The 11,876-nt window shown below is 57.2% G+C and carries 13 protein-coding genes; 10 read left to right on the top strand and 3 right to left on the bottom strand.

Translation table 11 applies throughout. The features are described 5' to 3' along the window. Positions 1-536 precede the first annotated feature (536 nt). From KGA97_RS14550 to KGA97_RS14540, 3 genes are all read left to right on the top strand, one after another. Positions 537-1,814 carry a flavohemoglobin expression-modulating QEGLA motif protein gene (locus KGA97_RS14550; protein WP_223480984.1) on the top strand — a complete coding sequence of 426 codons (1,278 nt, stop codon included), beginning with the start codon at positions 537-539 and terminating at the stop codon, positions 1,812-1,814. A 213-nt stretch (positions 1,815-2,027) separates the two neighbouring features. Further along, a complete protein-coding gene (locus KGA97_RS14545) occupies positions 2,028-2,318 on the top strand; it encodes a hypothetical protein (protein WP_008035503.1) in 291 nt (96 codons plus the stop codon). 187 nt (positions 2,319-2,505) lie between these two features. After that, complete coding sequence (locus KGA97_RS14540) at positions 2,506-2,667, top strand: DUF2986 domain-containing protein (RefSeq protein WP_008037782.1); 162 nt, start codon at positions 2,506-2,508, stop codon at positions 2,665-2,667. Positions 2,668-2,675: 8 nt separating this feature from the next. On the opposite strand, the gene KGA97_RS14535 is transcribed toward KGA97_RS14540, so the two are convergent. Continuing rightward, positions 2,676-5,573: an EAL domain-containing protein gene (locus tag KGA97_RS14535; RefSeq protein WP_223437807.1), complete on the bottom strand. Its 2,898-nt coding sequence runs from the start codon at positions 5,571-5,573 to the stop codon at positions 2,676-2,678. 220 nt (positions 5,574-5,793) lie between these two features. Here KGA97_RS14535 and KGA97_RS14530 point away from each other — a divergent pair, with 220 nt between their 5' ends. Then, entirely contained in the window at positions 5,794-6,306 is a 513-nt protein-coding gene (locus KGA97_RS14530; RefSeq protein WP_008037787.1) for a GNAT family N-acetyltransferase, read from the top strand. A 389-nt stretch (positions 6,307-6,695) separates the two neighbouring features. Here the strand turns inward: KGA97_RS14530 and KGA97_RS14525 are convergent, their stop codons facing one another. Beyond that, positions 6,696-7,037: a hypothetical protein gene (locus KGA97_RS14525; protein WP_223480983.1), complete on the bottom strand. Its 342-nt coding sequence runs from the start codon at positions 7,035-7,037 to the stop codon at positions 6,696-6,698. A 209-nt stretch (positions 7,038-7,246) separates the two neighbouring features. Here KGA97_RS14525 and KGA97_RS14520 point away from each other — a divergent pair, with 209 nt between their 5' ends. From KGA97_RS14520 to KGA97_RS14500, 5 genes are all read left to right on the top strand, one after another. Further along, the gene (locus tag KGA97_RS14520) at positions 7,247-7,483 is read left to right on the top strand and encodes a hypothetical protein (protein ID WP_192228829.1); all 237 of its coding nucleotides are present in this window, start codon (positions 7,247-7,249) and stop codon (positions 7,481-7,483) included. A 154-nt stretch (positions 7,484-7,637) separates the two neighbouring features. Then, the gene (locus KGA97_RS14515; RefSeq protein WP_192228828.1) at positions 7,638-7,856 is read left to right on the top strand and encodes a DUF4287 domain-containing protein; all 219 of its coding nucleotides are present in this window, start codon (positions 7,638-7,640) and stop codon (positions 7,854-7,856) included. Positions 7,857-8,015: 159 nt separating this feature from the next. Beyond that, positions 8,016-8,645 carry a LysE family translocator gene (locus KGA97_RS14510; RefSeq protein ID WP_223480982.1) on the top strand — a complete coding sequence of 210 codons (630 nt, stop codon included), beginning with the start codon at positions 8,016-8,018 and terminating at the stop codon, positions 8,643-8,645. Positions 8,646-8,758: 113 nt separating this feature from the next. After that, on the top strand, positions 8,759-9,295 hold the full coding sequence (locus KGA97_RS14505) for an AAA family ATPase (RefSeq protein ID WP_223480981.1): 537 nt from the start codon (positions 8,759-8,761) through the stop codon (positions 9,293-9,295). 350 nt (positions 9,296-9,645) lie between these two features. After that, positions 9,646-10,044 (top strand): hypothetical protein, encoded by a 399-nt coding sequence (locus KGA97_RS14500; protein ID WP_081500185.1) that lies wholly within the window; start codon positions 9,646-9,648, stop codon positions 10,042-10,044. Positions 10,045-10,199: 155 nt separating this feature from the next. Here KGA97_RS14500 and KGA97_RS14495 read toward each other — a convergent pair whose 3' ends face one another. Further along, complete coding sequence (locus tag KGA97_RS14495) at positions 10,200-11,054, bottom strand: LysR family transcriptional regulator (RefSeq protein ID WP_223480980.1); 855 nt, start codon at positions 11,052-11,054, stop codon at positions 10,200-10,202. 96 nt (positions 11,055-11,150) lie between these two features. Between KGA97_RS14495 and KGA97_RS14490 the strand changes: the two genes are divergently transcribed. Beyond that, positions 11,151-11,792: an FMN-dependent NADH-azoreductase gene (locus tag KGA97_RS14490; RefSeq protein ID WP_223480979.1), complete on the top strand. Its 642-nt coding sequence runs from the start codon at positions 11,151-11,153 to the stop codon at positions 11,790-11,792. Positions 11,793-11,876: the final 84 nt, after the last annotated feature.

Genomic DNA, 11,876 nt, shown 5'->3' with positions numbered 1-11,876 from the left:
TTCAAACATCTTTGGGTTTTTAAGAAACCCTAAACTTGGCTCAGCAATCGTTGGTTACATCTTTGATTTCTCGCGGAGTAACTTGTGATGCTGATAATCTTGTTGACTATCAGTCTGACTCCACAAGCACCCACACGAATTGCTTGATTCAGTTGTTAAAGAGCGGTTGGTTAAGATCTTTCGTCTCAACCGAGGCGCGCATTCTACAGCGCCTTTCATCAAACTGCAACCTTAAAAGTTGATGATTTTTCTTAACTAAATCAACAACTTAAACCAGAACCAGCAGCGAACTGCTCGTTAGCGGGAGGCGAATAGTACAGTATTAAAATACGTGGTCAACCCCTGAGTGGAAATTCTTTTTCCACACCAAAGATCCCTGGCTGCCACCGTCAGCCCTGGCCCGATAATCGTCTTATATAAGAAGCAGGAAGGTTCAGTCACCCGTGAACAACAGGGGGCCTCCTGATCGGTTACAACGCACCGCATCGGAACGACTAAGCTTTTTCGAATGAACCTCGTCTTTCAAGGGTGACTCCATGAGCAGCGCCCCCCTGTCTGAACTCGATGCCGCTCTACCCGGTCTGGCTCGCAAGATCCGCGTACTGAATGCCCTGTCCTGGCCGGATGGCGTCGAGGACGTTTTCCTGGCGCATTGGCGTAACGGGAAAGCCGAATTGCCCAAAGTCGAATTGTGCCCCCGCGACCACAGCGCCGACATCGCCGCTATGGAAGCCTTTATAGGACGCTGCGATCAGGGGCACCCAGCCGGGCACTATCTCGCCATGACTGCGCGCAGTTATGCCACGGCCGGACGCATGCTGGGGGCGATTGGCACTCCCGCCTTCACTCAATACTCATCCGCGTTGTACCGACGCCCGGATTTCTATTATCCGAGCCAGAAACTCAGCATGCTGGACGCGGCCAATTTTTTTCTCACCACCACCGACGCCCTATTGGGTGGCGCCCGGATTCCACCGACTCAGGCTGAGATCCCGGCCGAGGTCTTCGCCGCCTGGATGCAGCCGGAGCTGGACCGTTTCTTCGGTGAGGGCCGGGTCACGGTCGTGCTCGACCCGACGCTGGCTGCCAAGGCAATCGCCGGGGCAAGCCGTATACGCCTGCGTACCGGTGCCCTGTTCTCTGAACTGGACAAGAATCAGTTATTGCAGCATGAGGCCTTCGTGCATGTTGCTACCGCACAAAATGGCGCGCTCCAGCCCAACCTCAAAAGCCTGGGTTTGGGGGCTCCACGCACGACCCAAACCCAGGAAGGCATTGCCACACTGGCAGAACTGTTCACTGGCAGCATGGACATCAACCGCCTGCGCCGCCTGGCCCTGCGCGTGCTTGCGGTCCAGCAGGCTTTGGACGGCGCCGATTTCATACAGGTATTCGAGGGGTTTCTCGCCGCAGGCCAGTCACAAGAGGAGTCCTTCCGCTCAACCCAACGGGTCTTCCGTGGCGCCGACCTGCGTGGTGGCTCGGCGTTTACCAAGGATGCCGCTTACCTGACGGGATTGCTGGGCGTCCATACCCTATTGCGCATCGCGATCCGCGACAATCGACCGGAACTGGTGGGTCATTTGTTTGCCGGACGCCTCAGTCTGGCCGATACCGTACGCCTGGCGCCTCTATTTGAATCTGGCTGGCTCCAGGGCCCCACCCATCTACCGGCCTGGGCCTGCGATTTACGTCTGCTCGCCGCCAACCTGGCCTTCTCCGCTTTTATTGCCCAGATAAAACTGGATGTGCTCGATCTGGAGGTGCTCATGACATTTGCAGACGAACACGAAAACGATGCCAGCGCCCTGTGATCATGGGGCACCTGCCAATTGACTCGATTGAGTTTCACGAAAATATCCTGACCGCGGCGCAGCAATCGGCCAGAAGCGGCCGGTGGTCGTTGCACTTCGCCAGTCGCCGGCGTGTGGCTAAGCTTAATTAATCGGGGTGAATTGAAACCTGAGAGATAGCGGCCATCAGCGAATCTGGACAGGCATCAAGACGGCGCCCCATAGGAGACGACTATGTATGCGGTGATAAGAACCTACTTGGGTACTGGAGCAAAACAGCTTTTCGAGCTTTTGGAAGAGCGCAAGACCGACGTTGAAGCGACCCTGCGGACAGTGCCGGGCCTCGTAAGCTACACGCTGCTGAATACGGGTGATGGTGGTACGTCGGTAACGGTTTGCACGGACAAGGCCGGCAGCGATGCGAGCTTGAAAGTCGCAAGCGAGTGGATCAAGAAAAACGCATCAAGTATCCACGCGTCCCCGCCGATCGTAACGGAAGGTCCGGTCATCGTGCAGATCAAATAACGCGCCCTTGCGATTGATCTCGCGACACCGTCGCTGTCGCGGGGTTTGTATGCTTGCCTGGCGCAAATGTGATCGTCCGCAAACCATCAGATTGGGTTTGATTGCGGTGCAAGCCCCTGCCTCACCCCTAGGCTTCTTACGCAAACCTCTGCCATCATTCAGGCATTCACAAGCCGAGTAGAAATACATGAATCGTCAGAAAAAAATAAAGCAGCTATTAAAGGCTCACGCCAAAAAGGCCAGTGCCAAACTGGCACCGCAAAACAAGTCTAAATACATCAGCAAAGCCGACCGATTGAAACTGGCCGCTGAATCCGCTCAAGACGCAATCACGCCCTCTGAGGGCTGATCCAGCCCCTAACGAACCATCAACGAACTCGCCAACAACGCCTCCAACCCCATCGGCTTCGCAAAGTAATAACCCTGAGCCTGCCCTGCGCCCATTTCGCGTAGCAAGACCAGCGTTGCTTCATCCTCGACACCTTCGGCCACAACGCTGAGGTCCAGCGATTCGGCCATCCGCACAATCGCCCGGACGATCGCGCGACTGCGAGGGCTGGTGGTCAGTTCGAGGATGAACGATTTGTCGATCTTCAAACCGCTGAAGCGGTACTGATGCACGTAGCTCAGGGATGAAAACCCGGCACCGAAGTCATCGAGCACCACCGACATGCCGTTGTCGGCCAATTGCTGCATGGTCAGTCGGGCAATCGCCGGCTCCGCCACCAGTGCCCCTTCGGTCAACTCCAGGCAGATCCGCGAGGGCTCGACCCCGTATCGCGCCAACAGCGCAAGCACATCATTGGCAAAGTCCGGGCGCGTCATGCTGTAGCTGGAGCAATTGACGTGCACCGCAGGCCAATTGGCGTGTTCGGGTTGGGCGAGGATCGCGGCGATGCTGGTCAGCATGTACAGGTCCAGTCGGCCAATCAGGCGCAGACCCTCGACATCCGGCAGAAACTCGCCCGGTGCGATCACCCGGCCGCCCGGCTGATGCCAGCGGATCAGTGCTTCAAGGGCCAACAGCTCACCGCTTTCGACGCTGACAATCGGCTGGAAATACGGCAACAGTTCGTCGGTACGTTTGAGCGCGTTGCGCAAGGCCCCTTCCCGCTCAACCTGGTCCGAGACTTCACGGCGCACTTCCTGATTGAACACTGCGTAGCTGTCGCGCCCGGCACTCTTGACCCGGTACATCGCCGCATCGGCATCACGCAGCAAGTCGGCGGGTTCCTGATGGAACTGACTGTCTGCGCTGACAATACCGATACTGCAGGACGAAAACACTTCATAGCCATTGATCAGGAACGGCAAGTCGAACGCCACCAGAATCCGTTCGGCGATGTCGATTACCACCTCCAGCGGCGCCTCGGGAGCCAGCACGGAAAACTCATCGCCCCCCAGGCGCGCGAGCATGTCGCTGTCGCGCAGACAACCGCGCAAACGGTGGGCGGCCTGCATCAACAGCAGGTCGCCAAAATGGTGGCCGAGGCTGTCGTTGACCATCTTGAAACGGTCGAGGTCGATGAACATCACTGCCAGGTGCCCGCCTTCGCTGCCGAACTGCGACCAGGCCAGATTGAGGCGCTGTTGCAGGTAGGTACGATTGGGTAGCCCGGTCAGCGCATCGTGGGAGTTTTCGTGTTGCAACTTGGCATTGGCGTGATCGAGCTCGCGGGTGCGGTTCTGCACCCGGGCTTCCAGCTTGAGGTTGGCGGCATGGATCGCTTCGGCGGCCGTGCGGCGCGACAACGCGGTGTCGATGTGCCGGGACACGAACGTCAGCAGTTCCTGGTCGCGCAGGGTATAGCGCACTTGCGAGGTATAGCTTTGCACCGCGAGTACGCCACGCACCACATCGCCATCGAACAATGGAATGCCCAGCCAGGAGTAGGATCGGAAGTACGCTTCGGCCAGTTCGATGTCGCCGTGCGCAGACAATCGCTCAGCTTCGTCGGCGTCAATCAGGCAAGGTCGACGCTGACGGATAACGTACTCGGTCAAGCCCCGGCGCCCTCGCCGTGCCACCGGGCAGGCCGTCTGCCGCTCATCGACATAATACGGAAAGGTCACTTCAGTGGTCGCGTCGTCGAACAGCGCAATATAGAAGTTCCGCGCGAACAGCAGATCACCGACGATGCCATGCAAGGTTTGAAACAATTCAGCCATGTCGCCAGGCCGACTGGAAAGTTCAGCGATCTGAAACAGCGCGCTCTGCAGATGTTCGGCGCGCTCTCGCTCTGCCACTTCCTGCCTCAAGGCGTCGTTGAGCGCCGAGAGCTCCAGGGTACGACGCATCACCGTCGCTTCCAGATCCTCGCGGTGCAGAATCCGGTCCAGCGCCATGGCCACGTGGCGGGCCACCACCAGAAACAGCGCGCGGTCTTCAGCGCTGTAGGTACGAGAAACGTCGTAGACCTGCATGGCAAGCATGCCAAACACCTCGTCCGAGGCATTTTTCAACGGTGCGCCCATCCAGAATTCGGGACGATCACCCACGCAGTAAAAACGGTCTTCGGCCTGAGCCGCGAGGATGCCGGCGGCGTCGATCAGCAACGGCTGGCCGCTGGTCAATACCTGGCCGGTCAACGAAAGATGCGAAGGGTCAAGGTATTCGTAGTGCGAGGACTCCACGGCATCAACGTCAATGATGTCGACGTAATACGGGTAGTCGATCTTGCCGCTGTGCGGGTCATACAGCGCGAGATAGAAGTTCTCGGCGTCGATCAGGCTCGCCAGTAACTGGTGAACCCCCACCAGGAACACTGACCGGTCACGGGTCGAACTGGCCAGGTAGGTAATTTCATACAGCACACGTTGAGTAATCTGCGCGCGGGCCAGGGTATTGGTCTGCACCTGAAGGCCCAGGCGCTGGGCAAAACCGGCGAGCGCCGGTTCTTCGGCCTCGGCGATTGGCGCAAGCAGCCAACCCAGCACACTTTCGCCGCTGCCGGTCGGCCAGCGGTGCAAGTGCCGGGTCTGGCAAAAGGCATCGAACTGTTCATTCGCAACACTTGACGGCCACTGCGCCTGAGGGTCGCCCTGCCCGACCAAATGCATCTGTTCACCGGCACGGTAAACGACCCACGCGGTGGTGTGCGTCCAGTTGCGCGCCGAGTTCAGTAAGTGTTCGATCGTATCCTCGTTGCCAGCGCAGGTCATGCCGACAGTATCCGAATTCCCTTTAAGCTCAGAGGCGACAATATCGCAATCGTTCGATTGCCGCGGGAAGTCGGTCAAAGGACGAAAACTCATCAACGCTCCCTGAGCCAGAAACTGGCGATACTCACTTACTGGTTACTAGCAATGCGCCAGTGAGCTTCCCGTTTATAGAGTTTTTATTCAATAGGTTTTTTCGAATTGTGAGTTGCTTGCTCAACAGGTCATTCTGTAAGGGCGCCAACTCGGCAAACGACTGACAAGTGTGCCTCTGCACCCTTATCCAAGTAGTTCCACCAGGAAAAGGAGCGTCCTTATGGAGACCGTCACAATTCGTACCCTGCAAAACACTGATGCTGAGGCATTGCTGACGTTTGAAAGGGACAATCGCGAGTGGTTCGAGCGCCACATTGACGCACGTAATGCTGCTTTCTATTCGGTGCAGGGTGTCACCGAGCACATTGCAGCCTATTTATCCGATTATGCCGCTGGCACCTGGCACCCCTTTGTCATCGTAGACGCTGACGGAAAAATAGTGGGCCGGGCGAACCTCAAAGACATCGACACGTCCGCGCGGTCGGCAGAAGTCGGCTATCGGATCGCTCAAAGTGCTTGCGCAAAAGGACTGGCAACGCGGGCGGTGAGGCATTTGATCGAGCAAGCGCAGTTGCGTTGGGACCTTAATCAACTGGTTGCCAACGTTTACGTCGACAATATCGGCTCGGCAAAAGTGCTCGAACGCTGTGGCTTTGTAATTGAACAGACATCTCTGCAAGCAGGCGCAAATCAGGAGTATCGGTTTGGCCTTTCGATTCAGACGAGTGAATGATGGGTCAATAAAAGTCCCGAAAACGTCTCAAGATTCAGGCCGCAAGGCGAGCTAACGCTCGACCTCGTTGTTTGAGGGTGTATGCGTTCCCCTGTAGGAGCCGGCTTGCCGGCGATGGACTCAAGTACCCCGCGTTTAACCAACTCTTACGCGTTATCGTTAACGACCATCGCCAGCAAGCCGGCTCCTACAGGTTTTGCGCTTATCCCAAATCCAGTTCAGCTAAACGACGTCGAATTTGCGGGAACTAGTATTTCGCCGTTCTTGTTTCTGTCCCCGGGATTTCGTGTAGAACAAAAAAAGCCCCGCAACCAAATGGGCTGCGGGGTAAAAAATTGGTTGGTTGCGGCCAACCAAAGGAGCTCTGTAGAAAGCGTTACGGGCCGGGGTCAGATGCAATCCTGTGCGGCGCGTTCAAAACTTGAAGGCAGCAGGTTTGAGGCCAGCAAGTGTCGCTCGTAGATGAACACCTTGCCGCCATTCCCGGCCTTGTAGGCTTCCAGCACGTTGTCGGCCGAGACTTTGCTCGGCACCACGATCCGGTAGCTGCGCTGGGTTTGCGAGACGGTCGGGTTCAACGCATGGCTCTGCAATTTCGGTACGACGCAATCGGCGTATTGGGCTGGGGTCTTGCTGGTCTGCAAGGTCAGGGTCGGGTCGTTCGGCGCGGAGGAGCAACCGGCCAGCAACAAAGAGCCAATCGCCATGGCGGGTAAAAATAAAGAGCGCATCGGTCTTATCCAGAAAATAAAAGCTTCGGTTTATCCAGCAGCGGGACTATGTCGCTGTGCGTGTTCGTTGGAGGTGATTTTCCGCCTATAACCAACAAAGCAGAACTTGTGTTTCGTAATGGTCACTATTACCTCTAGCAATAGTTGCGCGCCGTGCAGATGGGTACACACTCTGAATCACCACTAAAAAAATTGATGAGGACCTATCCTTGAGAACTTTTGACCTGATCCGCGATGCCGTTTTGCCCGATTTCCGCGACCGGGTGGCCGAGTACCTGGTCCAATACGAAACCGTATTGTTGGGCGAACACGCGCCCGACCCGGAACTTGTGCGGGCCACCGCCAATCAGTTGCGCGGTTATTTACGCGGGTTGAACACCACGCGGGTGCTGGGCATGGCGGACTGGGAGGAACTGGATCGACGGGTGGTGAACACGTGGCTTTAGCGCCGCACGCCTCGACCGGCGGATCGGCATCCATCGAATGACTTTCTATACTGCTGTCGAATCCGGAAAGACGCAGGATTTGCCGTCATCGTAGTCGTGGTTCTCTCTGGGTAATGTCTCCCGATAGTTCTCAAGCAAAAAAGGAGTTTGCGTCATGACCGACGATCCAAAAGTAAAAGGACCCGCGTCGTACTTTCCCTCTATTGAAAAAAAGTATGGGCAGCCAATCACCCACTGGCTAACCCTGCTCAAGACAGTCAACGGCAAGAAGCATATGGAGATGGTTGCGTTGCTCAAAACTGAACACGGCATGGGCCATGGCCATGCCAACGCGTTGGTTGCGTACTTTTTAGCGAGCACTAAAACCGACTGACTAGACTGATGTAGCACAGGGCGCTCGATGCACCCGCTTGCGGCTCAAGCCAACCGGGCGCCATACACCTGACTGTTGCTATCAAATCCACCTCCACTGTATCTGCTTCAACCCAATGACTACGGTTAGCCTTGTTTCTCATCCAGGGGAGTTTGCGCTATGCCGGACGCCACCAACCTTTACCTGTTCACTGTCGCCGCCCTGCTGTTGCTGATCGTGCCTGGCCCGAACATGGCCATCGTCACCAGCCATGCCGTTGCCCATGGCTGGCGTGCCGGTTTCGCCGCCGCATTGGGAATAACCCTGGCCGACGTGCTGATGACCGCCATGGTCAGCGCGGGGCTCGGTGCGCTGGTGATGAGTTGGGCGCCGGCATTTGATTTGCTGCGGTGGGCCGGGGCTTGCTATCTGATGTGGCTGGCGTGGAAGGCATTGAGCACTCCACCAGCGGACGCGGATGCTCAACCTGCATTGGCATCGCGGCGCAAGATCTTCATCCGGGCGACCCTCAACAGCCTGTTGAATCCCAAGGCGCTGTTGTTCTACATGGTATTCCTGCCGCAATTCGTCACCCTGGGAACCAGCAGCGTCACGGTGCAACTGATGGTATTAGGTGTGTTGCTTGCGCTGATCGCTTTGATCTTTCATTCCCTGCTCAGCGTCTGTGCCGGGCAGCTACATGGGCGCCTGCGTGGGGGCAAAATCTCCAGCCGCCTGGGTGCTTATGGCTTCGCTGTCGTAATGACGGCGCTGGCGGTACGTTTGCTGGTGCTGAACCGGACAGTCTGAAGCGGTCGCATCGAAATCGCTCAATAGTTGTCTCACTCGCCGAGGCCGCCTTTTACTGCGCCATCCAAAACCTGCACACTTGTCGGCTTTTTTCGCGACAGGAAGTCTCCCCCATGCAACGGATTGTCATTCTGGGCAATGCCGGTAGCGGCAAATCCACCCTCGCCCGCGCCCTCGGCAAGCACCTGAACCTGCCCGTGGTACACCTCGACACGCTGTTCTGGGAACCCGGCTGGGTCGAACCCGACGCCGAGCAGTTCCGCGCACGGGTCCGCAAAGCGCTCACACCAGAGGCCTGGATTTGTGAAGGCAACTATGCGCGGCGAACCTTCGACCTTCGCCTGCCCCGGACCGACCTGATCATCTGGCTCGATACCTCGCGGCTCACCTGTTTCACCCGGGTAATCAGGCGCAGCGTCATGAACCGCCCTCGCGCTGACCTTGCAGCAGGCTGCACAGAGAAGCTCGACCGGGCATTCCTGACCTTTCTCAACTTCGTGTGGAATTTTGATCGTGGCTACCACCCAGGAATCGAGGCGGTGCGCCTGGCCATCGGCCCGCAAATTCCTGTAGTGCACTTGCGCGGTTCCCGACAGATTCGCGCCTTTCTCGATAGCTTGCCCGTAGCGTCGGGCGTCTGCCTTGAATAAAGGGAGGGGGACTTTCGCTATCCCCGATTACGAACGTGAGCACAGGCAAACCTGACGGTGAATCAACCGACTCTTTCCAAAACGGAAAACAGGCTGACGAATGCCAATGAAAGTTTATGGCGTGGCGTCAGATGGATCACGGGCTCCGACGCCTTCATGGGGCTCACGCGCAAACCTCAAAGAGGCCGAACACTCAGGCCGTTGGCTAATTAAACAGCTGCGCTCTAGAACTTTTCCCTATTTACAGGTCTATGTGGACAGGCACATTCGCTCGGTAAGCGCTAACTCGCAGGCTTCCCGCAGCCAGATGGCTACACATCAACATGTCAATTCAGAGGTTGTCTTCGCTCATGAAATTCCATGACCTACGGATGGTGCTCTTCGGCCTGTTCGCGTTCGCGGCAGTGGGCTCGGCATCAGCAACACAGATGAAGACCTCAACCCCTGTTTTCGCAACTGAAGTGGCGGCCGTTCAGGCGCCGGTCCAGGCTGCCGGCAGCCCTTGGCCGACCGTGGCCAGTATGGCCGGCAACCAGCCAGGGTCGTTGCTTGCCCATGATGACCGATACTGGCATGACGACCGTTGGCATGATCGTAGAGACAATTGGCGCCGAGACGACTGGCGTAGAGAACAGTGGCGTAGAGAGCAGGCCCGCCGGGATGCCGAACGCCATCGTTATTGGGAGCGTCATCAGGATCGGTCCATGCGGCACCGCTACGAGGACGATCGCCGCTACTATCGTCGCTAAATCTGCCTGTAACACCAGGCTGTAGAAATCAAGCTGAGAACCTCGACGAGGTACGAATCGGATATTCGCTCAGTGCTTCCCAAGTGAAGCCTGAGCGTCCGCAACCAATGAAGGTTTCGACCAAGCGCATTCAATACTGACCTTTGAAATGACCGTTAAGCCCTGCGCGTGGAGCAATACTCCACGATGAGCTGAGTAACCGCCGCCACCATCGCCTGATCCGCTTCAGGCGAGGTAAACAGCCGAAACTCTGCATCCGGCAACTCCGGCAACCCTTGTTCAGCCCCAAGAACCACCAGCCCTTGCCCCAACTGACTGAGTGTCATGGGCGCAACCGCGAAGCCTGCAAGCGCCGCCGCCCGCAACCCGGCGGTGCTGCTGCATAACATCGCGGTGCGTTGGGCGATCCCCGCCTGAGCCAGTCGCTTCAACGCAACCTCGCGATAAGGGCACGGCTCGGGGAACAGGGCCAGCGGCAACGGCGTCGGTAACCGGGTGACGGGTTGCGCCGACCAGGCCCACACCAGCGGCTCTTGCCACAACAATTTCCCCGCTTCGCTGGTTTCGCACAGTGAGCCGATGACCAACTCCAGATGCCCTTGCTTCATCAGCGCCAGCAACGTACCGGGAATGCTCACCTGCACGTCGATCTCCATCCCTGGGTACTGCGCCGCGAATTCCTGAAAAGCGCGCAGTAGTCGGGATTCGACAAAATCCTCGGATATTCCGATCCGCAGCCGCCCGTGAAATGGCGTACGCGTCAGTTCCGCCCAGGCATCACGGTTCAGCACAAGGATCGTGCGCGCATAAGAGAGCAAGCGCTCGCCATCGGGCGTCAGTTGCTGGGAACGGGTGGTACGCGTCAACAGGGGTTTACCAATCTGTTCTTCCAATCGCCGCACATGGCCGCTGACCGCAGACTGAGTCAGGTGCAGCTTTTGCGCTGCACGGCTGAAGCCTTCTTCGTCGACCACAGCGACAAATGTTTTGAGTAGCAGCGAATCGAACATAGTTTTATACGTGATTAATCGACTAGTAATTTACGATTTATATTTCAAATATAACTATGTTGCAATGCCTCCCTACCCCACCACTCGAGGCGTGCCATGACTACCCTGCTCCATATCGAATGCTCCCCACGCAAGCAGCGCTCGGCGTCCCTTGAAGTCGCCCGCAGCTTCATTGCGCGTTATCGAGAAAACACCCCGGACACCGACATCATCACTCTCGACCTCTGGAACATGGCGTTGCCGGAATTCGATGACCTGGCAATGGAAGCCAAATACGCAGGACTCAGCGGCACTGCCTTGACCCCGGCGCAACAAGAGGCCTGGAACACCTTGAAGGACCTGGCTGCGCACCTGCATCGCGCGGATGTACTCGTGATGTCCGTACCGCTTTGGAATTTCAGCATCCCGTACAAGCTCAAGCATTTCATCGACCTGGTATCGCAGAAAGACATCCTGTTCAGCTTCGATCCGGAACGCGGTCTGGAAGGCATGCTGCACAACAAAATCGCCGTAGTGGCGTACGCCCGAGGCCTGGATTTTTCAGCGCAGTCGATCACACCGGCGGAACGCTTCGACTTCCAGAAGCCCTACGTAGAAGCCTGGCTGCAATTCATCGGCGTGACCGATGTGCATTCGGTGATTGTGGAGAAGACCATCCTGGGGGAAGACGTTGATCTTGGCGCGCGTGAGGCTGCGACTCAGCAGGCCAGAGGATTGGCAGATACTCTTTGTCGCTGACGGGTATTTATAAGGTACGGGCGCCCACTCAAACATGAGAGCCAGAGGCAGTTTTCGACCCAATGCTGCCGATAAAGGCCGGCA

Source organism: Pseudomonas sp. BF-B-15 (genome assembly GCF_019946675.1).
GTDB classification, from domain to species: domain Bacteria; phylum Pseudomonadota; class Gammaproteobacteria; order Pseudomonadales; family Pseudomonadaceae; genus Aquipseudomonas; species Aquipseudomonas migulae.
This window is presented reverse-complemented; position numbering and strand designations above follow the sequence as displayed.

What these genes read in the sequence shown, in the direction of transcription:
- KGA97_RS14550 (WP_223480984.1), top strand. Translation starts at nt 537, where the DNA reads ATGAGCAGCGCCCCCCTGTCTGAACTCGATGCCGCTCTACCCGGTCTG.
- KGA97_RS14490 (WP_223480979.1), top strand. Translation starts at nt 11,151, where the DNA reads ATGACTACCCTGCTCCATATCGAATGCTCCCCACGCAAGCAGCGCTCG.
- KGA97_RS14545 (WP_008035503.1), top strand. Translation starts at nt 2,028, where the DNA reads ATGTATGCGGTGATAAGAACCTACTTGGGTACTGGAGCAAAACAGCTT.
- KGA97_RS14525 (WP_223480983.1), bottom strand. Translation starts at nt 7,037, where the DNA reads ATGCGCTCTTTATTTTTACCCGCCATGGCGATTGGCTCTTTGTTGCTG.
- KGA97_RS14535 (WP_223437807.1), bottom strand. Translation starts at nt 5,573, where the DNA reads ATGAGTTTTCGTCCTTTGACCGACTTCCCGCGGCAATCGAACGATTGC.
- KGA97_RS14540 (WP_008037782.1), top strand. Translation starts at nt 2,506, where the DNA reads ATGAATCGTCAGAAAAAAATAAAGCAGCTATTAAAGGCTCACGCCAAA.
- KGA97_RS14510 (WP_223480982.1), top strand. Translation starts at nt 8,016, where the DNA reads ATGCCGGACGCCACCAACCTTTACCTGTTCACTGTCGCCGCCCTGCTG.
- KGA97_RS14530 (WP_008037787.1), top strand. Translation starts at nt 5,794, where the DNA reads ATGGAGACCGTCACAATTCGTACCCTGCAAAACACTGATGCTGAGGCA.
- KGA97_RS14500 (WP_081500185.1), top strand. Translation starts at nt 9,646, where the DNA reads ATGAAATTCCATGACCTACGGATGGTGCTCTTCGGCCTGTTCGCGTTC.
- KGA97_RS14505 (WP_223480981.1), top strand. Translation starts at nt 8,759, where the DNA reads ATGCAACGGATTGTCATTCTGGGCAATGCCGGTAGCGGCAAATCCACC.
- KGA97_RS14495 (WP_223480980.1), bottom strand. Translation starts at nt 11,054, where the DNA reads ATGTTCGATTCGCTGCTACTCAAAACATTTGTCGCTGTGGTCGACGAA.
- KGA97_RS14515 (WP_192228828.1), top strand. Translation starts at nt 7,638, where the DNA reads ATGACCGACGATCCAAAAGTAAAAGGACCCGCGTCGTACTTTCCCTCT.